Raw genomic sequence first — 25,893 nt, forward strand, 5'->3', positions numbered from 1 at the left:
GCCAATCTGCCCTTGTTTTCCGTTGCTGCTGAAGAATTTGCCATCATCCTAATGCACACACAAAGTCCGAAAGTGCCCTCAGCAGTTTGCCAAATCACGTGGCAGGGCCTATCTTAGACGATATTTCAGATCAGCAATGGCGCGGCAAAGGTTGAATGTTGGTGACATATTTGAATTGCCTGATGGCCATCTCGTCATCGGTCTTTACACGCGCAGTGATGAACTTCGGGATCAGTGGAGGAACACCCCGATTCCGGATGTAAAGTCCCAATACGAAGGGAAAAAGATTCATGTCTTTGGCGAAGGCTATCAGTTTGAAACCGAAGTACTTGATGTTGACATTTCCAATTCGATTGCCGACTTCAAGAATGTCTTCCTGAAATTGGACAACAATGAATGGACGAAGCGGATTCAGATTGATGATGCGGTGGAAGTGGAGGTGTGACGCAGGGTAAATCGATCTAAATTGCGACAATCAACCAGCGCAATATGCAAGTGAACAAGCCACATCAGATGTTGGTTACGCAAGGTTTGATCCTCAAACCCATGAGCGCTTCCCAACCACCCTCCGCATCGGCCGCGCGGCCCACTTTCGCTGCCGCCATGCTGGTTCCAATGGTATTGAACGATACAGCCTCGCGGGCCTCCTTTTTATCGGCGAGTTCGTAGATGTGAAAACTGCCTTGCCGGGCTTCACCAATATTCAAATTCCCTTCTCAATGTATTTGTAGTCTTCCATAAACCTGATTCTCCGGTTTTCAGTTCCTGGGTGAGCAGTTGTTCTTGCGCATCATAGCGTAAACGACAGTGGGTGGAATTTGGGGTATGATGTGAAGTGAGGATACTTTCTGTCAATTTCCCGTCCGTGTCGTAGCTAAATTCCTCCGATTCCCGCTGAGAACCCATTCGAAGTTCGCGCGTGGCCATTTGGGAGCCTTGATAGGTCCAAGCCTCAATTTCGGTCGTATCGATTTTTCCTCGCCCGAAAGAAAGAACGAGCTTTTGAATCAGATGATTCTCCTTGTCATAAGCATACTTTGTCCTCGTCTCACCTGCAACGCCCCGAATCGTTCGGATGGTTTCCTGCAAACAGCCAGACGCATCGTATTTGTACTTGGTTCCGCCGACATTCATTCCGGTTTCGTCAAATTCATTCATTTCCAGGACATCCCCGTTGGGTGCTAAATTCTCTTCCATCATCAGGAAGGTGGGACCTGCCAATCTAGCCATCAAGGGTGCATGCTCATGCCAAGCTTCACGCGTTTTTGGGAACCCGTTGACGGAACAGCCGTTGTTCAGGTCTGCATAATCTGGAAGGATGGACGTTACAACTCCTTTGTAGGTGGCTGCTCGTTGCGTTCGGGCTTCGGGTGTTTCATACTTTTCGATTACTTGTAAAGTGCCAGCCTGCACGGTACACTCCAGCCTGCAAATTGAATCGCCGCTGTACCGAACCGTTGTGATGCACAATGCTTCGAATATTCCATTGTATTTCCAGAAGATCAACCTCCCCTCCCGATCAAAATGCCGAACTGCAGAGACTTTCCCATTGTTGTAGGTACGTTCAACCTTCACACCGGACTTTGGTGCCGACGATTGCGCAGTTGCGCTCCCGATGCAAGTCAGAATAACGACGACGGCAAAAACGAATGATTTCATGTTTCAAATTAGTTTGATGGATGAAGATAGCTGGCTAAGATTGGATAAGCAAATATGCTTGGTGTGGTTGGAAACGGAATTTCAGCCATGACTCGTTTTAAATCAATACAATGCAAGAAAAATTCTGCCTAAATTGGTACTGCGTGCAACTGTATCAAAATCCCTCGGTTATTCTTGCGGTTAACAGTTGGCTGAAAAGGCTTACGCTGTTGCCCCCTCGTAGATGTGCCGGAACGCGGGACTGAATTGGGCACAATGCTGAGATGGCCTTTTGATACTGCGGCAAATCTGTTTCTTCTTCGAAGGGAACCCATTATTGAGATAAAAAATGAGAATCTTTTACACCTTCCTTCTGATCTGCTTATGCCTCACGGGCATGGCTCAAACAAATGTGCGCGGCTGGTACGCCAAAGGTCAAGTGTGGATCGTATGGGAAGATGTCCCGCCGACACCGGAGACTTACGCCATCTATTCCAGTCCAAGCCCGTTTACGAGCACGAACGCTGCCGCGCTCACGGGCAGGCTGTTTGAGGAGGAATGGCTCCCATTCGCAGGTCGGGAACAAATCGCGCCCAATGCCACCTACCGCATTCCCAATGACTCGGGCAGTACCTATCAGTTGCTGAGCAATGAAGGCGTGTTTGTCTTTACGCCGCATCAGCAGGGGCAGCTGTATTTTGCCGTTGTGAAATGGGGCGATACGGCAGCTGTGGCCGGCGTCAACCGCACGGCCACGGCGGTCACATTCCAATACGATCCGATCGGCGACCCCGTGCAATGTCACCACCAAGGTTCGTTTGCCTCTCCTTTTGCGCCGGCTTATACCTGCCATGCCTATTATATGTGGGCGGATGGTCGGCAAAATCAATGGGAAGGCCGACCGGATTTTCCCGTAATGGCCAACGACTACAAAAATGGGATGCCCAGCATGTTTTTGGTGAGCGCGCCCCCGAGTTTGGATACCACGGTCGCGATTCCCGAAACCGTTTGGCTGCATGGCGGTGGCGGTACAGCCCATCAATCGATTGCCGGTTCGCGGCCCATTGTAGGCATTCTCCCCAACAAAGGCATCTTGGTCGCGCACAACGACGATCTTTTTGGCTACCGCGGCGCGAATCCACCTTCTACGGAACATGTTTCTACGCACTTTGGATGGCGCACCACTTGGAATCCGTTTGACACCAACAATTATGGTTTGACCAACGATACAGTGGTAAATTATACACAGCGACGGTACCATTGGATTGATCAGTGGCTGATTGAGAATTGGAATGTGGATCCTGCGAATATCAACATCAATGGCCACAGCATGGGTGCTTATGGTTCGACGGCCATGGCGAAGTCTTATCCGGAACATTATGCTACGCTGACAGCCTTTAACAATGGTTTTGAGGGCATTGTCGCGGATACCGGAGCCGCTGTTTTGTATGGTATCAATCCGCCGATGGCGCCAACGCCATTGCGCGACCGGAGTGGAGCCACCGTTTTGCTCGGGACTGTGTTTGATATTACGCACCGCAATGCCGCGGCCCGTGATTTCCCCTTGATCCGGATATTCAACAGCAAAAATGACCTCGATGGAACAATGAAATGGGATGCTTTGATCGTTCAACAATTCAAGGAAGCCGACTCCTTGGGTTTTGGGGCACAACTGAATTGGAGCGAACGCGCACACGGGATTGACACGGGTCCTGCCTACTCTGACCATTGGCATCACGGAAATTTTCCGACGACGCAAACCGCCATGGACAATGTTGCCGTCGAAGAAACCTTCCGGTCCGACCGGTCTTTTCCGGCATTCTTCAACCATCGGTACGACCCGCTCAACAATGATCCCGGCGATGGTACGCCCGGCACGTTTCCCGCAGGCGATGGCGACGATTGGGGCACTTGGGGTGGATGGCACCGTTGGCAATGGGACAGCATCACCGACATTCCGAGCACTTGGTCAGTGACAGCTTGGTTGGAGTCGAATGCCGTTTTCATCGATGACAATTGCCCGCTTCCGGAACTGACGTCAGAGTTATCGATCCGCAAACCGCAACAATTCAAGCGTGCTTCCGGAACACAGTTGGATTGGACCGTGAAGGAATATGGTACAGACAGCCTGCTACAAAGCGGATGGGTAATGGTATTTCCCGATTCTGTTGTTGTGCTCCCAATGGTCACCGTCTATCCGGAAAACATTCGGAAAGTTGTCATTACCGTGGAGGATCATGCGATGTCCAGCGAAGACGGCCTGGCAGCGAACGTTTTCCATTCCGTAAAAATCTTCCCGAATCCATCTACGGCCGGCGCCCAATTGGAAGTAGCTGTGGCAAGAGGCGTCGAATGTGAAATCAAGGCGATCGCATTGGACGGAACATCTTCGGCCTTCACGACGCGCCTTTCGCCCGGAAAAAATCAGGTTTCGTTGTCGCCATTTGATGCATTGCCCTCGGGTTTTTACGTGATTGAGATCCTGGCGAATGGAAAAAGGGAGGTGCGTAAGTGGGTGAAGGTAGTTTGCAATTAGAAGTTAGCAGGTAGCAGTTGGGAATTGGAAATGATCGTTGCTTGGGCGATGCTCATTAAAAGTGGCATTGCCGACATGGCGGAACTTGGCGTTTGAATGCGCTTGATTCCGCAAGGTACACCTTCAAGGAGGCCTGGACGAAAACGCCCGTCTTTGACGACGATTCCTCACTTCCATATTTTTGGACGATGCGGGTGAAACTGCCTCCTTGTTACCGCCATGGCTTATCCACCCTAGCCCAGAAAAGCACCCAACCGCCATAATTCTGATCATCCCACTAGCGAAAGTGAAGATGGTTTGCGAATTTGGCCAAACCGTATACCTGTGTTTTTTTGTAAAGGCTTTTAACGAAATCATCCAATGAAGAAACATCTATTGACAGCATTGTTTGTGGGGATCACCCTCTCTGGATTTTCCCAAGCCCTCCAATGGGCTTACAGCTTTCAAAATCAAGCGGTCATGGAAGCAATGACCGATGTCGCGGCCAACGGAACCGACCGGTTTGCCATCATCGGCAACGGCAATTCGGGCATCAGCATGGATCCGATTGGCGGCAGTCCGATGTACAATTCGAGCGGCAATTTTATCGCCTGCTACAATGCCAATGCTGCCATCCAATGGATACAACCCGCTGTCGGGAGCACGTTTGGCGTCCAATTGGCGGCGAATGGAGATGTCTATGTCTGCGGCGGATTCTCGGGCACGCAAGACTTTGATCCGGCAGGCGGCAGCTTCCCGCTCACGGCCACCGGTTTTGACAGCTACCTTCAGAAATTCAATGCCGACGGGACATTTGCCTGGGCTGCAGCGGCCTCGGCCGAAGGCACAGCCTCCGAAATTGAAGTTTTGGCCGATGGCCGCATCATCGTGGCCGGCCGCTCCGATGTCGATGCCACGGTGACACTCAGCAACAGCAGCACAGTGACGCTGCTCAAGGGCGTATTTATCCTGGAATTCAGCGCGACCGGCAGCCTTACCAATGCCTTCAGCATCTCCGTGCCCGCCCCTGCGGGATACGGTTATGTGTATGCGCTTACTTCGGATGCGAGCAACAACGTCTATCTCGGCGGGAGCCTCGACGGCATTGCCGACTTCGACCTCGGCGCAGGCACAGCCAACAATGTAGCAACAAGTGCTTATGATGCTTATTGCGTGAAATACAATTCCAGCTTTCAATTGCAGTGGTTTCGGCAGTTTGGAGACGACAATACACCGACGGGTTGGGACAAACTGCGTGGCTTGGCGGTCGATGCCGCGGGCAATGTTTATGCGGGCGGCGAATTCACCTGGACCACGGACTTTGACATCGCAAATCCGGGAACGCATGTCTTGATTTCCGATCCGGCATCGCAGGCGCCGAGTGGATTTTTGTTGCAGTGGAATTCGGCGGGAGCCCTCAACTGGGTCAAGAAAATCGGAAACAACAACGGCGGCATCCCGACGGAGTCAGCCCAAGTTGCCGTGACACAGATCGCGCTTCAAAACAACACGCTCTACGCCGGCTTCGAAGGTTGGGGCTATTGGGATGTGGATCCGTCGGGCAGCAATACCATCCTGGAGGTCGGCGCGGTGGCAAGTCCGGGCATCGGTTTCGGTAAATATTCAGATGCAGGCAATTACCTCGCGGCTTTTTCGATCGATACCAATGCAGCGAGCAGCGGACTCACGACGGTGGGTTTTGGCATGCTGGGAACGGATCAATTCGTGACGGCTGGCAAATTCAACAAGCGTCTGGATTTTGATCCTACGGGCGGCAGCACCTTCCTTCAAACCGATGTCAATGGCGGCTTCTACGAATTTGACAACGACCTCTACATTGCGAAATATGGCTTCGGAGGCATTACAGCAGTCAACGAGCGCCCATTGGGTTCTTCGTTTCAATTGTATCCGAATCCGTTCCAAACGCAATTGTGGGTGGCTCAGGATGCGAATCAGAATCCGTTGCGCGTCAACATCTACGATGCACAAGGCAAATTGATCGCCACAGCAATTCCAGATATGCAGGGCAGCATCAATACGACCGACCTGCAGGCGGGCTTCTACACCGTGGAAGTGCTTTCGGGTTCCTCCCAGCGCGATTGCTTTAAAATGGTCAAAGCTGGAAGCAGCCGCTGAGGTAAGGCAGGTTGCAGTTGGGAATTGGAAATGATCGTTGCTTGGGCGATAATCATTAAAAGTGGCATTGCCGACATGGCGGACATACGCGTTTGAATGCGCTTCCTTGCCCCATCGGGTCACACCATTTTCTGATTTTTTGAGATATTTGCTGGCTATGCGCCGGTATTTTTTGATCCTTCCGCTTTTCGTGTTGCTTCTGATGCAGCATTTTGGCTCCTATGCCCAGGCTGTGGATACGGTTTCCATCGTTCGACTGCGGCATCAGGAAGCGCCGTTGGGTCGGAAATTGCTGCGCGCGGAGCTGATTGGATTGGGTGCGCAGGGCGCCACCACGGGGCTTTTGTTCGTGCTGCCACGCGATTTTACGAATTGGTCGCTTGATTCCGCAAGGTACACCTTCAAGGAGGCCTGGACGAAACCGCCCGTCTTTGACCACGATTCCTGGGTATTCAATTATGCTGCCCATCCTTACTCGGGAGCCTTCATGTACAACACCATGCGCAGCCAAGGTGCAAAACCGCTACCCTCCTACCTGTTTGCCACCGGCCAGAGTTTGATTTGGGAATTCATGATCGAATCCTGGGTGGAACGCCCGAGCATTCAGGACTTGATCATTACTTCCAATTTGGGTTCCCTGCTGGGGGAAGCCATCCACCGCGCCACCCTGCGCATGAAACGCAATGGCTTCACCACCATCGAAAAGATCTTCGTGATCGTCTCCAATCCCGCCTATTGCATCAACAACGGACTGAAATGAGAATCCGTGGGTAGGATCGCGGTTGAGCATCCTGAACGCCCTTGGGAATGGCACTCAGGCATGGAATTTGAGACTTCCAAGAAGTTTATCGATTGAAAAAGTGCACTTTACGTGTGATGGATTTCCGCACCGAAGCGCATAGCCGCCGCAGATGCATGCCGCTTTTTGGTAGCCGGCGTGAAAGCGAGCTTGGTCAATGACGGCTACGGTAGGAGAAACGCCGGTCATTGTACAGCAAAGATGCCCCCCCCTCGTTGACGGAAGCATGGATGCGCACGGATCCGATTTCTCTCAAAAATGCCATGAACACACTTTGGCGAATGCAATAGATATTCTAACTTGTCGTCGTTACCCTATCGTTCCAAGTTTGGCAAGGTTTGTACCGCGCCTTCGAATCAAAAATTGTCAATTGCCATGAGTGAAAGATCAGAAATTACCCGCACGCCACTCACAACGATGGAAAATGGCGAGGGCGGCGAATCCGAAGGACGCAGCTTGGCTCCTCCAGCCTTTTCATTGACCGCAAGCGCTGCAGCCTCTCCTCCTGCTGAAGGCGGCGCCGGTGTCGCACAGTTGACAGCCGGCGAAACCGAAGCTGCCTCCGAACCACTTGCACCCGCTGTGTGGGACGAATTTTACCGCGAATTCAACCGTGAATTTGCGCCTGTGCTCCAAATTCTCGGGCCCGACGAGCACGAAGGCGGCGAACGTGTGAGCCTCGCAAAGCTGCGCACGAAGTTCTCGCCGCGTGAGGTTCGCCTGCTCCTTGATTTTTGCCGCACACAATTCATCCCCGACGGATTGTGGAACACCGGAGAACATTGTGAGACGGATGCCCGCGAGCGCATCCTATTGGCCTCTCATATCCTAGACCAAGGCCACATACGCCACGGAAGCATGGTGGAGGATTTGCATGCGCGCATGTGCGGGCACTGGGCCACGCTTGTTTATGCTTATGCGGGCACCACACGCGAAGTTGGTCCCTCGGCAAGTGGGGTCATGGGCAATTTTGATCACAGCGGCCATGTCGTATTCGGGACCGGTACGGTAACTGGCGAAATGGGTAGCCGTGTGGAACTCGATGCGTTACCGGCTGGGCAACAAGACGATATCGGCGAAGTTCAAGAAGGAACGGGCCATGCGACTGCCATTGCTGCGGCACGTGCAAGTGGCGATGCCGAACGCTTGCGGCGTTTTGCCAGGCTCAGAGGCATTCCGTCCGGACAGTTTGATGACATGAAGGCAGGTGATTGGCTTTGGATCTACAACGGAAATGGATCCGGACTTGGAGCGCATAGTATTATCTTCTCGCATTGGACCACTGACTTGGTAGCAGGTCCACAAGGCGGAATGTGCCGGAAGGGAGTCGCTTACAGCCAAGGACATCCTGCTGAGGGTGGCAGGAGACACGAAATTGAGGTCGGAGACAGATTTTATTTTACCGAGACGCCCTACCGTTGCATCAGCCCGATCATCAATTGGATTCACATCAATGACGAAGCCCATGCCGCAAGTACGATCGAGGAAATCCTGCTGATGGATCCGCCTTCGCCCGAGGCGGAGGTGACGGAAGCTCCGCCACGTGGCAGGCGTCCACGACGCGACATGAGTGTGCGCGGTCGTAACGAAACGCTGTTGATGCAAGCAGCGCGCGGTAGCGAAAGCATCAACGTGCAGGGACTTTATGCTGACCTCATCGCGGAAATCAATGGCTACATGGGTATTTTGGCTCCCCGCATGAGCGCCCACCAAATCTCGGTGATCCGTCCTTACTTGGAACCAAGAACGGGCGATACCATTGACTTCAACTACCTTGAAATTTTGGTTCGCCTCATTCAGCGCCTGAAACCGATGGCGACGAATGCCGCAATATTGACTGCCAATACCGCTTCCACGGAAGACGGCGTCGCTGAGCGGTATGCACGTACAGCGCCCGCCCGCCTCGCAAGTATCGGCACGAACAATGCCATAGCGCGCGCAAAAATCACGGAGCTTTCACCCACGCTTGATGCGATGTTGTTACTCGCCGATGACTTTACCGGGCATGCACGCCTCACGGAAATTGCCGCGCTCTTTACAATGCTCCAAAGCCAATATGACGAAGTACAGGCAAGTTCGGTACAAGCATTGGAAGGGGAAAGACTCGCGACCTCCTTTGCAGGTGGCGAAGGATTGGCAGCCGAGATCCAAGCGGCCATGCAGCCCACCGAAGCAGGTGGGGAACCCTTGAGCCGCGGTGCAGCATTTGAACGTGTATTGGCGGCGCACGGCATGGATTTGGGACAGTATGACCGCGCAACGAATGCAGCTTCAGCCTTCGCCCGAGGCGCTGTAGGGATCGTGTCCACGCTCACCACCCTGCAACAAACCCTAGGTGGCCCCACTCGCCGGATACCAGCCATTCGCAGTTACCGCGTACTCTTTCGGGATGCAGCTCCACAAATCGCCCGCCTGCGCGTGCTTTCGCGCACCATTCGCGAAGGAAACCGTGCCACTGCGAGCTACCACCTCGCCCACCCTGGCAACATCCGTGGTGCGGATACCACGACGGGGGTTACGGGATTGCTCGGGGCTGTAAGGCCGGTTGGAAGGTTGAGGGGATTGGTTAGAGGGGGGTGATTGAATGCCGAAACTTCAGATCGAGTAACATAATATCGATGATTGGCAAAATAACGATCTGCGATTGTCACCACCATAATTTTGACATGCGATACATTTACGGAATGTAATTCGATGATGGTCAATTCGTCTTGCATTCCTTTGGTCAGAAGGTTGATGGACCATTCGTGGCCATCGATGGTAGGATGATAGGCAAAAAAAAGGCCCACTCGGGGAGCAGGCACACCAGTTTCATAACTGCGGTCACTAGGACCTTGTTGTGATAAGATGACAATGCGAAGGTAACAAAGACTTTCGAGAATCCAAAACATTGTTAAATTGCAGGTGAATCAAATTTTAAATTCACCATGAATAGAATCCTTTCACTTGACCTTGGAACAGCCTCAATCGGTTGGGCAGTACGCGAAAAGTCTCATTCTCCTTCCATTGAAGACATCATTGAAAGCGGCGTTGTCATTTTTCCAGAGGGCTATGGCTCTGTAAAAGGCAATCAATTCTCCCTGGCTTCCGAACGTCGCAAAAAAAGACTGATTCGTAGAGGATACTACCGGCGGAAACTTCGCAAATATGCGACACTCAAAGTATTGATTGAAAACGGGTTGGTCCCATTATCGATCGAGGAGCTTCGGGCTTGGATCAAACCTGCCCGCGGTGAGCAAGCCATGTATCCTATCAATGAATTGTTTCACAAGTGGCTGAGGTTGATTCCTGCGAATGGGCCGCTGCGCGCTACTGCATTTGCCAATATTTATCAGGTGCGTGCCGCAGCGATTAACGGAAAGTTGAATCACTACACCCAGTTCGGCTTTTCAGAAGCACAGTTGCTCGGCCGAATTGTTTACAATTTCGCGCAAAGAAGGGGATTTCTCAGCAATGCCAAAGACAATCGTGCAGCATCGGATACCGGCAAAGTCAATTTAGGGATCCAAGCCCTCAAAGCAGAAATGGGCGACAAAACGATGTCGGAGCATTTCGCGACCCTGAATCCCTTTGAGCAAAGAATTCGTGGGCGATTTCTTGCACGGGAAATGTTTGAAGATGAATTGCAAACGATCTGCATTCGGTATCCTTCGGTACTTTCCCACCTCAAAGAAGGACTTGACCGTGCATTGTTTCATGTGCGCCCACTCAAAAGTCAAAAGGACAAGGTTGGAGGCTGCACGTTTGAAAAGGACAAAACCAGAATTCCACTGAGCCATCCAGACTTTGAGTTGTTCAGGCTTGTCCAATTTCTTCAAAATGTGCGAATCAATTTGGGATCGAATGGAACGCAAGCCAACACCAAGGATTCGAAGGGGAAAAGCAAAGAAGAGCTTCCACTCTCCATCGTTGATCAAGTTGTTGCCAAAATTGTTGCGGAGAAGGCCGGGAAGGTGACGCAAAAGGAGCTACAGCAATGGTTGTCCAAAATGATGGAACGCGATGTCGCAGTTACCTATCATGAAAAAGTGCTTGTGCCCTCTTGCCCTACTTCTCACTTAATGTACCAAGTGCTGGGAAACGATTGGCGCCATCATAAGCTCTTCCGAACCGTTGAAAGTGGCCAACGCCAAGGAAAGGTCGCTAAAATCGGCTATGTTGAGTTGTGGCACTTCCTGCGCGAGGCGGCGGAGAGACCAGAAAAATTCACCATAGAGAATCCAGTCAAGGACTACGCCAACAAGCTGGGATTGGATGGAGAAGCCATTGAGTTATTGGAGGATTATGTGGAATCAATGCCCGCGGGCTATGCCTCCATGTCTCTCAATGCGATCAACAGAATTTTGCCTTTCATGCGTGACGGGCATCCGTATCACGTGGCTGTGCCGCTCGCAGGGATGAAGCGTGTGCTTGGGGATGGGCTTTGGTCGGAACTCGGCGATGAACTCACCCAAGCCCTTGCCGACCGAGCTGAAACGATAACCTTGGAATCATCTCGCAATCGGATTTACAACGAAGGACTTGAAGCTTTGCGCAACGATGCCGTTGTAATGGAACGAAAAGCGATTCAGGATCGATTAAAGTTTCACTTGGGACCAACAGGCTGGAAAGAACAAAAAGCCTTGAGCAAAGATTTCCCGGAAAGCGAGGCTCACATCATCGCCAATATGCTCGCTGAGGCTGGCAAAGATTTGAATGCTGCCGTTTTCCGCAAGATTCCGAACTTCCAAGATTTCGTTGCCGACCGCGTTGAAACGGAGCTGCGCAATCATCTTTCCTTGGATCAGGCTGCAATCGAAAAGCGGTTGCAGGGCCTCTACCACCATTCCGCGATTTCAAAATGGAAGCCAGCAAAGGTTTTGGTGGAACCCGGAGTTGACCCCGAAAACTTTGTCTTGCAACTGGACACACCCTATACCGGTGCTATTCAGAATCCAGCAGCAATGCGTTGTCTCCACGAAACCAAAAAGCTTGTCAACTACCTGCTGCGTGAGCGCATCATCGATCAGCATGACACCGTAGTGGTCGAGATGGCGAGGGAATTGAATGAATCCAACAAACGTGCTGGGATTTTGGAATGGCAAAAGATCCAAGACACTGAGCGGCAAAACATTCGAAAATTCCTCGCAGAGCAGATGCAGATTGCCAATCCTTCAGAGGATTTGGTGTTGCGCACCCGCCTTTGGTTGGAACAAATTCAAATCACCGAGGGCGACCAACAGCGCGCATTTCTCGATAAACAATTGCTTGGCAAGGAGCTAGGCGGTAGAAAGTCTGATACCATTGTCGCAATTTCCAGCTCTGGAAGGAACAGAAAGGAATTTGTATTTACTCAGGCAAGCAGATATCGCCGACCGATATCCTTAATGGACTGCAGTGCAAGCTGAGAACACACGATTCCATTGAGTCGCAGCAACGATAGTACAATGCAAAACCTGACTTTGGCAACAGCAACTGCCAACAAAGACAAGGGACAACGAACGCCTTTTGAAGTCGGCCATGGAGTCGGCGTAGTCAATGATTACGAAACCATCAAACAGCGACTACAGCCATGGAGGGATCGCTTGGAATACCTGCAAAAGCAGATCGACGGCAAAAAGAAAGGCATTCGTGGAGCCAAAGGTGCAGGCGACATCGACGGGTACAACAGACACGTCAAAGACCGTTGGGTCTTGCGATTCGAGCGCGACTATTGGCGCAACAAAATTGAGCGGTTTGAACTCGAAGAAATCTCCTCCAGTTTCGTGAGGCGGCAATTGGTGGACACGCAGGTGATCACCAAATACGCCACCGGATGGCTGAAAACGGTATTCAAAATCGTGCGCGGCACAAAAGGCAGCCTCACCGACGAACTGCGTCACCTTTGGGAATTGCAAAAGGATTTTGAGGCCAAGGACCGCACCAACCATACGCATCACCTGATTGATGCAATTGTCAATGCCTTCATTGAGCCCGGACTGTACAACCGACTTGCCGCGGCGTACCGTGAGGCAGAACAAGGTAAAACGAAGAAAACCAAATTGGAAAAGCCTTGGCCGTCATTTGTGGAGGACGTGAGACAGCTTTGCGATCAGACATTGGTTTATCATGTCTACCGTGACCGTTTGAATGTGCAGTCTAAATTCAAGTACCGCGACCGGAACGGGCATGTACATTATAAAACAGGGCAAGGTGTCAAAGCACCTTTGCACAAGGAAACGGCCCTTGGAAATGTGCGGTCGTGGGAGCAGAAGGATGGGGAAACGGTTTGGAAACGCAATGACGAGGGTGGCTTTGAGCGCATTTATGCGACCCGAAAGGATGTCGTAGACAAATCAACGAAAGCAATCGCAAAGCCGCACTTCCCTCTCATGGTGGATTATATCAGTGCTAGAAAAGACGAGTACAAGGCTGGAGGCAACCAACGTGTTTTGCCTGTGTACAAGCTTCGATTAAAGGATGGTAAACGGGCTCGAATCCTTGGTTTGACCGAAGCTGATCTGGAAAACCTCAAGGAAAATGACCTCAATGCGCACTTTTTAAATGAGGTCGCTGCTTCAAGTTTGGAGGAGGTGCAGGCGAATGGGTTCTTCTTGCCGGTGAAAAAGGTGCGTGTGGCAACCAGAGCATCGGAACCGCCAATGGTGAGGCAGGTACAAAAAGCTTTTCAAAAATCCCAATCGACCTGAAAAGCATGGAATGTACTACGAAAACGACGAAAACTACGCAATGGGAATCTATTCCAATTTTGACGGAAAGAAGGAACTGCGGGAATATTCGCTGCTATCGAACTACAATGTCGTTGCGCAAAAAAGCGAAGGACTTTTGAGAGCACCAAAATTTTCAAAGGAAAGGAGTACACTCGGAAGGCAAGAAACGTCGGGAAAAGGATACTTTAAAAGGTAAAGTAAATTCTTCTCTTCTGCCGAGAATCACCCAGAGGGACCCCCCCTCCTCAATCTGGAAAACGAAAGCATCATTCACCAACGCCTTTACACCGTCAAAGGGATCGACGATGATGGAATCAAGCTTTATTTTCATACTGAGGCTCGTCCAACTTCTGAGGTAATAAAATTCATGAATGATGTGGTAAATAAGGCAAATGAGGCTGAAAGATTACTTGACAAAACTGGAAACTTTAAGGAGAGCAAACTAACAACTCCGAAGGGAGGTGATGTTTTGGATCGATACAATGAGTTTCCATACGTGAAATTCAAAGCGAGCAACTTTAACGCCCTCATCGAAGGCATCGACTTTACCCTCAGCTACGACGGTTTGATCACCAAACTATGAAGCTACGCTCAAAAACGTCCTGCACTTTGGCAATCCCGCCCGTCTGAGCCTGAAAAACGATCAGCTTCAGATTGATCTCAAGGAAAAGGGCACTTTGACGCGTCCATTGGAAGATATTGCCTGCCTCGTCGTTGATCACGGGGATGTAATTTGCACCACTCCCCTGCTCGTACGTGCGGCGAAGTTGGGTTTGGTGATCATTTCTTGCGACGAAAAGCACATTTCCTGCCTATATCCTTGATCCCCTTGTCAGAAGTGCAAAGAAGGATTTCAAAGATCAGCGAATGTCATCAAACCACAACTGTGTGCGAATAACCCCCCAAAGTGGTAAGGATTTCAAAGATCAGCGAATGTCATCAAACCACAACTGCCGACCAGTTGCACCTGGATAGGAAACTGATTGCAAAGATCAGCGAATGTCATCAAACCACAACGGCACCCATTCTTCTCACGACACGATGCGAGATTTCAAAGATTAGCGAATGTCATCAAACCACAACCACAAGAAGCAAAAGCCGCTAAGGCGAAGTGATTTCAAAGAGCGGCGAATGTCATCAAACTACAATCAAGCCATTGTTTGGCATCAACGGAATCTCGATTTCATAGATCAGCGAATGTCATCAAACCACAACACGCGGCTAAGGCGTAACAAGCTTTAACTGATTTCAAAGATCAGCGAATGTCATCAAACCACAACACCTCTTGCGGGTGCATCCTTGGAACCTCTGATTTCAAAGATCAGCGAATGTAATCAAACCACAACTGGGTTGCATACCGGGTTGCGATAGTGTGGATTTCAAAGACCAGCGAATGTCATCAAACCACAACCAGAGCCGCGCACCATCAAAATGTACTGGCGAGTTCAAAGATCAGTGAACGTCATCAAACCACAACCGATGATCGATATTCGTCCTCCAATGGGATGATTTCAAAGATCATTGAATGTCATCAAACCACAACTCTCGGGTCCTCTTTTCCCCCTCAGACGAAAATTTCAAAGATCAGGGAATGTCATCCAACCACAACCGTAAACGCCGCCGAACCGAACTGAACACCGATTTCAAAGCTCAGCGAATGTCATCAAACCACAACATGGCAACAGCAACTGCTAAAAATGCCAAGATTTCAAAGATCAGCGAATGTCATCAAACCACAACTTGTTGCAAAACACAAACAAACACCCTAACGATTGCAAAGTTCAGCGAATGTCATCAAACCACAACCGTTATGAGCCTGCAATTCTATTCCCTAGGGATTTCAAAGATCAGCGAATGTCATCAAACCACAACCTACTCGCAGGTGGTCTGAACCCCGATCACGATTTCAAAGATCAGCGAATGTCATCAAACCACAACTGCTGACGGACTGCGTCGTCAGTCGCAGTGGATTTCAAAGATCAGCGAATGTCATCAAACCACAACAAGGATGCACAGAATGCCTTCGAAAATGTCGATTTCAAAGATCAGCGAATGTCATCAAATCACAACTGCCAGGGCGCACCGTGCCCGGTTCCTGCGGATTTTAAAGATCAGCCAATGTCATCAAACCACAACCTTCAAATCATTTGCCTGATGCAGTCGTTCCATTTCAAAGATCAGCGAATGTCATCAAACCACAATGTAGCAGGCATTGTAGATGAATGAGCACTTGATTTCAAAGATCAGCGAATGTCATCAAACCACAACCCGGACATTGCCGGCGCTATTTTTTTGTGATTTCAAAGATCAGCGAATATCATCAAACCACAACCGGCAGTGCCGGAATGGCCGCATTTTCCCAAATTTCAAAGATTAGCGAATGTCATCAAACCACAACGTGGACGTGTACGACGATCGCAACGGGAATGATTTCAAAGATCAGCGAATGTCATCAAACCACAACCCCTTATCTTTGTACGGTAATCAGTTACGAAATTTCAAAGATCAGCGAATGTCATCAAACCGCAACAGTGGCTGACAATCCGTCACAGGCCAAGTTGATTTCAAAGATCAACGAATGTAATCAAACCACAACATGTTATCAGAACGATTAACAATTACATTTGATTTCAAAGATCAGCGAATGTCATCAAACCACAACTTTATCTGCATGCGGATTATCTTCTTCAGAGATTTCAAAGATCAGTGAATGTCATCAAACCCACAACATCAAAGTTCACACCCAGGCAGAGATTTCAAAGATCAGCGAATGTCATCAAACCGCAACACCAAAGTTAAACACCCTACAAGCTCTGCATTTCAAAGATCAGCGAATGTCATCAAACCACAACTCGTATCTTTACATCGTTATCAAGTTACAGATTTCAAAGATCAGCGAATGTCATCAAACCACAACCCTTGGCATAGTCGGTAATGTCACTGAGCGGATTTCAAAGATCAGCGAATGTCATCAAACCACAACGGGTTACCATAAGGATTGAATTTGTGCCCAGATTTCAAAGATCAGCTAATGTCATCAAACCACAACCAGCTCTTCATCCCACAGCTCACCGGAAGATTTCAAAGATCAGCGAATGTCATCAAACCACAACTCCTCATCGTTAGAGTTGATAATGAAATGCGATTTCAAAGATCGGCGAATGTCATCAAACCACAACCAAATGGAGTGTTGAAAATGAGTGAACCTGGATTTCAAGGATAAGCGAATGTCATCAAACCACAACAATGGCAGCAAATAGAACAATTGCAGTTCAGATTTCAAAGATCAGCGAATGTCATCAAACCACAACCTGGACTTCGGAGGGTGCCAACGAGCATGATTTCAAAAATCAGCGAATGTCATCAAACTACAACCGGTGGAACAAACGTTCAATGCAAAGAAAAGATTTCAAAGATCAGCGAATGTCATCAAACCACAACTGCCATATCAAGCTGAGCAGTCGCCAAAGAGAATTCAAAGATCAGCGAATGTCACCAAACCACAACTGCGCTGCGGATAGGTGAAAAGCTGCGCATGATTTCAAAGATCAGCGAATGTCATCAAACCACAACAATCCCCTTGTGCTCATTGCACAATCGGCCGATTTCAAAGATCAGCGAATGTCATCAAACCACAACGTTACGGGTAGCGTAACACGATAAAGGTAGATTTCAAAGATCAACGAATGTCATCAAACCACAAAACCCTCAACCAAAAAAGCTGTCGTAAGTCCCACAGCCTTGGATGAGAGTTCTATAGTGTTTGGAACGCTTAAGAAATTTCTTCTGACTGATCAAGTTTGTGCAATTGGTCTGGAAGTTACGAGGAAGCATCTCAGGAACGTTTTGAGTGCTTCCTATGGTGAAACGTTGCCTTATCAACCCTTGCAGCATGTGCTCTGAAGCCTTACAAGCCAGACGACGCAGAACACCGCACCACCAACTCGGTACAAACACAAAGGCCCACTTCCGTGAGCCTTCGTTCAGTCGTAATATGTAAAAGGTGGATTACCTTATTCGCCGGATTTGCGTGGCAAGGCCCCGGAAAGGGGGAAAATTGGGTTGGCGAAGTCAGGTTGGTTCGGAAGCAGGCCTGCTGTCAGACCTGCTCGTTGCCTGGAATGGGCTGCCCGTTTGCACCGCCGTTGTTGTCGTTGCCGTTGGTTTGATCCTTTGGCTTTGGGCTGCGTTCAAAGTTCAAGCTCAATTCGTCATATACGGTTTCCATCCCTGGAACACCGCGACGAATGGCGACTTCTGCAAGATCACGCACGATCAAAACTTGGTCGTAGCAGTTGCTGCCGATTTGCATGGTGGTATCGCTCAGACCTTCCATGAACACATCGAGCATCTTCTTGATTTCCGTCAACACTTTGAAGTCATAGGCCATGCGGGCAAGCTGCTGACTTTCGGCAACCGGGAATCCAAGCTGCTGCTGATAGTTTACACCGTGCTCTGCCCCGGCGATCACCATTGGCAAACGGCCCTCAGCGACTGCATTGGCTGCCATTCGCTGCTCCTTGGTGAGTTGCGTGAAATACGTAAACTCACTTCTGAGAACATTGATGTGACCCTTGATGCGAGCAACCGTCGTAGGGTCCAGTCCAGTTACAATTTCTTGTACCATAACTAGTAGAAATTAGGTTCTAAAATGCTGGCGTTTGATGTCCAGCTTGTTTCGAAATTTTGCCCTTGGTTGTGGGCCTGAAAGAACGGCAATTGTTTTGAGCGCTCAATTGCATGTTGTAAAGCTAAAGCATGTAAAACCTCCGCGCAGCAAGAATGTATAAACGGGCCGTCTGGAAGGACGAAGTGGTCGTTTGAGTTAACGAACGGGCAGGAGTCGCCTAGCGGCGAGGTGTGGGGTGCGAGTGTGGCAGGAATTTGCCTTAAATGCCCATTTTCGCCTTCTTTGAAACGACAAGCGTTACCCCTACACCGTTTTTCACGCCTTGCCCCTCGCTCGCACCCTATTGGACGAACGGGCAGTTTGACGGATAAACGGGCAGAGCCATCTCTTCCTTCGTGTAGACAGCCCTCGATTACTTAGAAAACCAAAAAACATCTTTGCACCGTGAGTGTACATCGTTTTACCTCTAGGGTACATGGATCGACGTTCAACGTACAAGGGATGACCTTTGGGGTCGATCGATGTATTTGCAGGCTCCATCGATTGACCCTCCAACGTACATCCATTGACCTTGAGGATGGATCGATCTACGCATCAGGGTCAATGGATTGACTTCTGCGGTACATCCGTCGACCATGAAAGTACATGGATGTACGATCAGGGGTACATGGATGTACCTTTTGGGGTCCATCGATGTACCTTTAGGGTCATTGGTGGATAACTATCGGTCAAATTTTCAAAATTAGAGTGGTCGTGTGGATAACTGCGAGACGCCATCCATCGGAATGAGGAAGGGTTTCCGCGTGGTTGGGACGTTCGATTGTCCATCGCAAAAGATGGTGATCTTCCGCAAAGTGCCGGTCAAGATTTCAATTGGAGCCTAACCGTCATCCATGTCCTGATACGATGGACGAATGCGGCGTTGGATTTTAAACAATCATGACACTTGGCAATGACCTTTGGAGGCTCCTGGAAGCAGATCCCTCGACGGGAGTTACTGGATTTCTTCGAGCTGTGAGGCCGCTTGGGACGTTGAGGCGATTGGTTAGAGGGGGGTGATGGCATTCTTTTGGAGTCTTTCTGTTTTGGGCTGCCTCCTCATTTTCAAGGAGAATTGGGATTTGAATCGCTACCTTTGCGGGACAGAAATGAAAGCAACTATCATCCTATTCGTCTTGACCATCTTGACAAGCTGTTCCAACAAAAGGACGGAGAAAATGAATTTCCCGAGGACACCAAAAATCGTGGAAAGTCAAAAAGCAACCACATTCGATGAAGTCATACTCCTTGATACCTCAGCCATTGACGAAGAACTTCCCAAAGAGTTGAACATTTCCGCGATTGACGCAAAATTCCCGTTGAGAATTAATCAAATAGATGTCGAGACTACAAAAAAGGGCGTAAAACTTGAGAAAAACATTGTTTCAAGAATTAAGCAAACCGTTAAAGACTATGCCGACAAGATAGGCTTCTACGACAATTCCACTACCTATGACAATGCCTACATCAACACCATTCGCTTGCAGGACAGCGCGCAGACAATTTTTTTGGTCTTACTCAAAAATCCATATCCTCCGGGAAAAGTTAATAGCCAAGTTCTATTCTATGACAATGAAAAGAAGAAATTTGCCGACAAGCTATTTGATTTCAACCTCTTTGCCTTGTACGACTATCACAAGGGGAAACTGACGATAGGAAACTTAAAGGCCAATTTCAAAATCACATCTCCTGAAATTGAACTGGTGGATTTTGACAAGAATGGAATCAGCGATTATCAATTTACAAGACTGTTTCATAATGGGACTTCCAATCACATATACGTGACCATTTTGACAATTCAGAATTCAAAGGTGGTGACATTGAATTTTGACAGTCAAGATCCAAGCGAATGGTCTGGAAAAAACTAGCACACTATTGAACACATGATTAAGCTGTTGTTAGTACCACTTGTTTCCATCTGCATCATCTTGTTCTCAAGCTGTGGGCGAGATGAGAAAAGGGCTGTCCGGAAACGCTCTGAACAAAAAGTGGTTTCAAAAAGCAATCAAGACAGCATCAAAATTGGAATTCCTGAAATCACAAAAACCGATTCCAATCAGAATGTGAAAAAGTTAAAGGATTCCACTGTCGTGCTGCTTTTTAAGGATTTGTCGAATGTTTACAATTACAAGATTATCGACATACACCATGGAATCGAAAATCAATACCATTATGATAGTGTTTCAAGACTAATTAAAATTTTCAACAAAAACGATTCATTGATTCAGAAAATTCCTATTCATATAAAAATGGGGCCGTCGTATCCAAATGCTCGGCTTCCCCAGCTGAGACCCTCCAGATCTTATATTACTGGGAAAAATATGCATTTCGATGACGTCGATAATTATTGTGGGGAGATTGTCGTTGCGGATCTAAATTTTGACGGTCTGGAAGATTTTGCAACCCCCACGAGTTCAGGTACTGACAATGGGCCTCACTATTCATTTTATGTCCAAGACACCCATCACAGATTTAAATTGAATAGGTACTTGACAGACAACGTGACTTGGTTCCCCGAAAAAATCGTTGATTCGCTCAGGATTTTCACCACCGATGTTCCATGTACCGTTGAGGGCACTATGTTCCAGACCTTTAAATACGATGAAACATCCACACGATGGAGACGAATTGAGTATTATTTCAGGAATAATCGAACTGGAGAAATTCACGCTTTACCACGATAATTGGGTTCTGAGGCGCCTAACCCGATACTCTAGGAACTTTGAGCGCACTTCAGCAGCTCCCATCCTGCAATCGCTGGCGAAGCCAACTTTCTGCACCCACCAAAACAAGATCCAAATCCTTCCAGATGGACAAGAGTCTTTAGCTCCTGCAAAGCGCCGCGCAGCAAAAAAATCCGCACACCACGAAAATTCGCCAACATATTGCATTCACAACGGCTTCAAATGAAAACCCAACCTTCGGAATGCAGCGTCACATTTCCTGCCCCGGCACCAAGATTGCAAAACAAATCTGGAGAAAAGCATGGTTGAATTTTCGAGACGATTCCGCGCAGCAGATTTGGATGCCAGCAGAGGATCGGTTATCTTCATCCAAGAATGAAAAGAAACACTTTTTGCCCGCCGAACGCATTCGACGAAATCCGTTTACTTGAACATCATTGAGTACTATGCTCCTTTCAGACGGGGTCGCACACATTCAACAGTACTTCGCTGGCCAACAGGAGCCGAAACGCGGTGAATTGGAGGCTTTGCACCTGCGCATCCTGCAAATCTTCCCGGAATGCAAATTGTGGTTTGACGATGGCAAGGACGAAGCAGGGAAAGTTGTTGCCAACCCCACGATCGGCTATGGATTTCAGACCATCCGGTATGCAAATGGCAAAACGAAGGACTTCTTTCGAATCGGGCTCAGCGGAAACACCACAGGAATTTCGGTGTATATCCTGGGTATCGAAGACAAAAAATACTTGGCCGAAAAGTATGGTACAGCCATCGGCAAAGCGAGCGTGACGGGCTATTGTATCAAGTTCAAAACGCTCAAAGTGATCAACATGGAGGTACTAGAAGCCGCAATACGTGATGGATTTGAGCAAGACAAAATTTCCTGAGAGATTTCAAGCCATCATCAGGCTGATGGTGCTAGTTGTCGCCCTGTTGTTTGCCAAGGTCGTTTCGGCGCAGGTGCAGCCGTTGACCGCGACCCAGGCCCCGGCGGGTCCACTCGCTCTCGCTCTCCCACTCACTCTCTCACTCCCGAGCTCATCCCCCACGTGGGTCGATTCGCTGGACGATTATGCCCGCAACGCCTTCCTCCCCGCCAAAAAGTACAACTGGACCTGGCAACAGTCGGCCTTGCTGCGGGCGATGACGGCCCAATACGATCAGCAAATTGGTCCGAATCCAGAGCTTTACCTCAACTACGTGCGCACGGCCATCGACAAGTCCATGGATGCTGCTTGGGTCGGTCACAACCCCAACAGCGTCGCTTCCGGTGCCGGATTGGCTTGGCTCGCGCGGGTCACGGGCGAAGCGAAATACCGTACTGCTGCCGAGCAGCTCTACCAAAAATACCTTCAAATTCCGCGTTTTCCCAATGGTGCGATCTGGCATCTGCGCCGCTTCGCCGAATTGTGGGACGATACGATCTTCATGGTCGGCACCTATTTGCTGGAAATGTACCTGCTCACGGAAGATGAAAAATACCTCGACGAATTGCTCCTGCAAGTCCAAACCCACCGCGAAAAGCTGCAAATCACCGATTCCAATGCGCCGGGCGCCGGCCTTTGGGTGCACGGCTGGGACGGCGACGACAAGGACCATTGCCGGCTCTGCAGTCAGCAACATTGGGACGAAAACGCAGCCCACCGCAGCACCGAAATCTGGGGCCGCGGCAACGGCTGGGTCATCGTGACGCTCACGCAAGTGGTCGCATCCATCCCCAAAACCCATCCCCATTGGCCAACATTTGCGGGCTATTTGAAGGAAATGCTCGTTCATCTCCCCGAATTGCAAGACAGCGCCACAGGACATTGGTTTCAGCTACCCGTTTACCCGCACGTGGAAGGCAACTACATCGAAAGTTCCTGCACTGCGATGTTTGGCTACGGCATTGCCGGCGCCCTGCGGCTCGGTATTGTGGAGGGGGAACCGTATCAGGCTTCGGTGGAGCGGGCCTACACGGGGTTAAGGAAGCACAGCATGGAGGTGAACCGCAAAGGCTGGCTCACGACGCAGAATGTCTGTCAGGGCACCTGCATCGGGGATCAGACGTATTATTTCAAGCGGAAGGCGGAGCATGAGACGACATTTGGGGTAGGAATGTTTTTGTTGTTGGGGCGGGGCTGTGAGCGCAGATAACATTTGCGGTCAAAGCGCTATCGTCCTGCTTTCAGGGACATGAGTAGGTATTGTCCTGAATGAACCCAAACCAAATACTGTACGCGTTAAGCACGAAAGGGAGCATCAGATTGGGGCGGTAACCACCCGAATCCAATTGGCATCGGTCCCAATTTGAAAGGCGCCTTGCTGCCAGGGGAACTGCAAATGAGGATCGAGGCAGCAACCGTTTCGCGAAGGACTTGTTGCGGCACATGCTATTGGTTTGACGGGCGTACATTCATGGGTCGCACCAAACAAGATACGGAAGACCGAGGCCTTCCGTATCATTACAACGTTGATAAAGTTGGAGTTATCAATGGGATAGAATTGTCTGAGGCAGTAGCCCAGGACTCGGTAGGTTTAGATGTTATTGATCAGGGTTGAATCGACGATTCCGTGTGAGGAACAGCCCTCAATCGTTTGCGATACTGAACCTGTGGGCCATTGGTAGCCTGCCAAGCGACATCCACATCCACGAATTGAACTTGATTGCCGTGTCCAGTGTTGGCAATTGCCTGAATTGGAACCGTGGCAAGAAAGGTTGGATTTGGAATCAACAACCTGCTCTGATCGATAAAGCTGCTGTAGGTACCGCCTGGGATCACGTCGCCACTCACTGAAAACGTAACCACCTCAACGGTTCCAGACAAGTTCCCAGAGATTTTCATCTTAAGGGTTGCCGTTCCATCACCGTTGTCGTAAAAATCCACCTGGGACAATACAGCATTCCCATTTTGATTTTGCGAATTGCCTTGCGCCTTGACTTGTGCAACAAAAAAGCACACCATCATCAAAGCCAAAAACATTTTTAGAGTTCTCAAATTGAATCGTTTTTATAATTGTTTTTTTTAATACTGATGCAATGATAGGCTGCCATTGTAAGTCGATCCAAATGCGATATAAGAACGGACAGTTTTGCTTTACGAATGGGAATTCCAGCATCGATAACGGATAGAAAACAATAAGATTTCCCGGGAATTAAAAACGGAGGACCAAGGCCCTCCGTTTTCATTAGCATTTTGATTAAGTAGATTTCGATCGTAGCACAATTTCATCAGTCCTGGTGTGCACTTCAATTCTCCCAAGAAGGGTTATTGCCTGATCTGCTGGTTCAAATGCCTGATAACGGTATCTTTTTTGCTGCGCAAATGTGGCTTGCGACCATAAGCATAGGAAACTTCAACCTCGACCAATTCATTGGGGTTGCCATTGCCAGTAACCAAAGCTTTGATAGGCACAATGGTCACAAAGGTTGGATCGGGAGCCAAGAATTTGCTGTGATCGACATACCCGTAAAATGCGCCATCAACGATTACGTCACCTTTCACGGAAAACTGAATCACTTCCACGGTTTCGGCCAAATTACCAGAGATTTTCATCTCCACGGTGGCCGTACCATCACCATTGTCATCAACGCTTACCTGCGAAAGCACGGCATTGCCATTTTCGTTTTGCGAATTGCCTTGGGCATTCACTTGTGCTGCAAAAAAGCACACCATCATCAAAGCCAAAAACATTTTTACAGTTCTCATATTAAGTCGTTTTAATAATTGTTTTTTAGAAACTGCTGCAATGCTACGCTGCCGTTGTGTGTCGCTCCAAATGCGATATAAGAACGGACGGTTTTGCTTTACGAATGGAAATTACAGCATCGATCAAGGATGGAATATCCCAAGAATTCCGGGAATTAAAAACGGAAGACCGAGGCCTTCCGTTTTACAAATATTTTGACAAGAGTTGGTTTGATTGGTGTAATCAATTTATCCGATCGTTTGACCGGCTGAAAACAACTGATGCCAATCTGAATGACCATTCCTATTCGCAATCTCAGCGCTTCAATGAAACAACAGACTTTATTTCACGCAAGGTCGCCGGTACTTACATAACTTTATTAACGTCCTTTGGCATACGTGCCTTTTTGATCAACTTTTTGGGGCCACCAGTTACCAAAGCATAGGTAATCTCGACGTCGACCCATTCCTCTTCGCTATTGTTGCTGGTTTCATTGATGGGGAAATCGACAATGATCAACGGATTTGGCATGAGCAAATTGCTGGGATTAATAAAGTCGAAGTAGCTACCTTCTTTGACTGCATCGCCTGACACTGAAAAGGTGACGTCACCTACGGTTCCAGACATATTGCCCGAGATTTGCATGGCCACTGTTGCCGTGCCATCGCCATTGTTTACGATGTCTACATCGGAAAATGAAACCTCTTGCGCATTCACCTTTGCAGCAAATAAACACACCATCATCAAAGCCAAAAACATTTTTCCAGTTCTCATATTGAATCGTTTTTATAATTGTTTTTCAGAAACTGCTGCAATGTTAGGCTGCCCTTGCATGCCGCTCCAAATGCGATATAAGAACGGACGTTTTTGCTTTACGAACGGAAATTTTAGCCCCGAATGGCTGCTTCAAAGTCTGCTTTCTGGTATTTGGAAAGCTTGGCGACGAGTCCGCCTTTCAATTGAATGAGCATCTCGGATTTGGAATAATTCAGGATATGACGCTTGTTGATGAGCCAAGATTTGTGCACCCGCAAAAAGTCTTCGTTTCCTTCGAGCATGGTCTCAAAATGCTTGAGGTTTTTGCTTGCGACGAG

The 25,893-nt window shown here is 49.0% G+C and carries 21 protein-coding genes and 1 CRISPR repeat array; of the genes, 12 read left to right on the forward strand and 9 right to left on the reverse strand.

The window, feature by feature from the left end; all coding sequences use genetic code 11:
• Positions 1-136 precede the first annotated feature (136 nt).
• Positions 137-445 carry a hypothetical protein gene (locus tag IPN95_21745; GenBank protein ID MBK9451991.1) on the forward strand — a complete coding sequence of 103 codons (309 nt, stop codon included), beginning with the start codon at positions 137-139 and terminating at the stop codon, positions 443-445.
• A 64-nt stretch (positions 446-509) separates the two neighbouring features.
• Here IPN95_21745 and IPN95_21750 read toward each other — a convergent pair whose 3' ends face one another.
• Positions 510-707 (reverse strand): hypothetical protein, encoded by a 198-nt coding sequence (locus tag IPN95_21750; protein MBK9451992.1) that lies wholly within the window; start codon positions 705-707, stop codon positions 510-512.
• Complete coding sequence (locus IPN95_21755) at positions 694-1,659, reverse strand: hypothetical protein (GenBank protein MBK9451993.1); 966 nt, start codon at positions 1,657-1,659, stop codon at positions 694-696. Before IPN95_21755 ends, IPN95_21750 begins: the two co-directional genes overlap by 14 nt.
• A 328-nt stretch (positions 1,660-1,987) precedes the next feature.
• Here IPN95_21755 and IPN95_21760 point away from each other — a divergent pair, with 328 nt between their 5' ends.
• From IPN95_21760 to IPN95_21785, 6 genes are all read left to right on the forward strand, one after another.
• Positions 1,988-4,174, forward strand: coding sequence for a hypothetical protein (locus IPN95_21760; GenBank protein MBK9451994.1), 2,187 nt, complete (start codon positions 1,988-1,990; stop codon positions 4,172-4,174).
• 360 nt (positions 4,175-4,534) lie between these two features.
• On the forward strand, positions 4,535-6,289 hold the full coding sequence (locus IPN95_21765; GenBank protein ID MBK9451995.1) for a T9SS type A sorting domain-containing protein: 1,755 nt from the start codon (positions 4,535-4,537) through the stop codon (positions 6,287-6,289).
• Between the two features lie 157 nt (positions 6,290-6,446).
• Positions 6,447-7,049: a DUF3943 domain-containing protein gene (locus IPN95_21770; GenBank protein ID MBK9451996.1), complete on the forward strand. Its 603-nt coding sequence runs from the start codon at positions 6,447-6,449 to the stop codon at positions 7,047-7,049.
• 414 nt (positions 7,050-7,463) lie between these two features.
• The gene (locus tag IPN95_21775) at positions 7,464-9,668 is read left to right on the forward strand and encodes a hypothetical protein (GenBank protein ID MBK9451997.1); all 2,205 of its coding nucleotides are present in this window, start codon (positions 7,464-7,466) and stop codon (positions 9,666-9,668) included.
• 347 nt (positions 9,669-10,015) lie between these two features.
• Positions 10,016-12,475: a hypothetical protein gene (locus IPN95_21780; GenBank protein MBK9451998.1), complete on the forward strand. Its 2,460-nt coding sequence runs from the start codon at positions 10,016-10,018 to the stop codon at positions 12,473-12,475.
• A 39-nt stretch (positions 12,476-12,514) separates the two neighbouring features.
• Complete coding sequence (locus IPN95_21785) at positions 12,515-13,756, forward strand: hypothetical protein (protein ID MBK9451999.1); 1,242 nt, start codon at positions 12,515-12,517, stop codon at positions 13,754-13,756.
• A gap of 154 nt (positions 13,757-13,910) precedes the next feature.
• Here the strand turns inward: IPN95_21785 and IPN95_21790 are convergent, their stop codons facing one another.
• Entirely contained in the window at positions 13,911-14,108 is a 198-nt protein-coding gene (locus IPN95_21790) for a hypothetical protein (GenBank protein MBK9452000.1), read from the reverse strand.
• 45 nt (positions 14,109-14,153) lie between these two features.
• Here IPN95_21790 and IPN95_21795 point away from each other — a divergent pair, with 45 nt between their 5' ends.
• On the forward strand, positions 14,154-14,360 hold the full coding sequence (locus tag IPN95_21795; protein ID MBK9452001.1) for a hypothetical protein: 207 nt from the start codon (positions 14,154-14,156) through the stop codon (positions 14,358-14,360).
• On the opposite strand, the gene IPN95_21800 is transcribed toward IPN95_21795, so the two are convergent.
• Both IPN95_21800 and IPN95_21805 read right to left on the reverse strand, forming a co-directional pair.
• Positions 14,347-14,580 (reverse strand): hypothetical protein, encoded by a 234-nt coding sequence (locus IPN95_21800; GenBank protein ID MBK9452002.1) that lies wholly within the window; start codon positions 14,578-14,580, stop codon positions 14,347-14,349. The genes IPN95_21795 and IPN95_21800 overlap by 14 nt on opposite strands.
• A gap of 51 nt (positions 14,581-14,631) precedes the next feature.
• Positions 14,632-17,481: direct repeats of the CRISPR family, unit length 36 nt; unit sequence GATTTCAAAGATCAGCGAATGTCATCAAACCACAAC.
• Between the two features lie 395 nt (positions 17,482-17,876).
• The gene (locus IPN95_21805) at positions 17,877-18,404 is read right to left on the reverse strand and encodes a hypothetical protein (GenBank protein ID MBK9452003.1); all 528 of its coding nucleotides are present in this window, start codon (positions 18,402-18,404) and stop codon (positions 17,877-17,879) included.
• A 1,220-nt stretch (positions 18,405-19,624) separates the two neighbouring features.
• Between IPN95_21805 and IPN95_21810 the strand changes: the two genes are divergently transcribed.
• The 4 genes from IPN95_21810 to IPN95_21825 all read left to right on the forward strand — a co-directional run bounded on the left by IPN95_21810 (position 19,625) and on the right by IPN95_21825 (position 23,266).
• Positions 19,625-20,314 (forward strand): hypothetical protein, encoded by a 690-nt coding sequence (locus IPN95_21810; GenBank protein ID MBK9452004.1) that lies wholly within the window; start codon positions 19,625-19,627, stop codon positions 20,312-20,314.
• A 15-nt stretch (positions 20,315-20,329) separates the two neighbouring features.
• Positions 20,330-21,130 (forward strand): hypothetical protein, encoded by an 801-nt coding sequence (locus IPN95_21815; protein ID MBK9452005.1) that lies wholly within the window; start codon positions 20,330-20,332, stop codon positions 21,128-21,130.
• Positions 21,131-21,576: 446 nt separating this feature from the next.
• Positions 21,577-22,017 carry a DUF1801 domain-containing protein gene (locus IPN95_21820; protein MBK9452006.1) on the forward strand — a complete coding sequence of 147 codons (441 nt, stop codon included), beginning with the start codon at positions 21,577-21,579 and terminating at the stop codon, positions 22,015-22,017.
• A gap of 25 nt (positions 22,018-22,042) precedes the next feature.
• Positions 22,043-23,266: a glycoside hydrolase family 88 protein gene (locus IPN95_21825; protein MBK9452007.1), complete on the forward strand. Its 1,224-nt coding sequence runs from the start codon at positions 22,043-22,045 to the stop codon at positions 23,264-23,266.
• A gap of 395 nt (positions 23,267-23,661) precedes the next feature.
• On the opposite strand, the gene IPN95_21830 is transcribed toward IPN95_21825, so the two are convergent.
• The 4 genes from IPN95_21830 to IPN95_21845 form a co-directional block, all read right to left on the reverse strand.
• Positions 23,662-24,108, reverse strand: a complete 447-nt coding sequence (locus tag IPN95_21830; GenBank protein MBK9452008.1) for a hypothetical protein — start codon at positions 24,106-24,108, stop codon at positions 23,662-23,664.
• Positions 24,109-24,378: 270 nt separating this feature from the next.
• Entirely contained in the window at positions 24,379-24,819 is a 441-nt protein-coding gene (locus tag IPN95_21835) for a hypothetical protein (GenBank protein MBK9452009.1), read from the reverse strand.
• A gap of 346 nt (positions 24,820-25,165) precedes the next feature.
• Positions 25,166-25,573, reverse strand: coding sequence for a hypothetical protein (locus tag IPN95_21840; protein ID MBK9452010.1), 408 nt, complete (start codon positions 25,571-25,573; stop codon positions 25,166-25,168).
• 113 nt (positions 25,574-25,686) lie between these two features.
• Positions 25,687-25,893 (reverse strand): LytTR family transcriptional regulator (locus tag IPN95_21845; protein ID MBK9452011.1); only part of this gene is annotated, 207 nt, incomplete at its 5' end.

The organism is Bacteroidota bacterium, from assembly GCA_016718825.1.
In the GTDB taxonomy this organism is placed as follows: Bacteria; Bacteroidota; Bacteroidia; order J057; family JADKCL01; genus JADKCL01.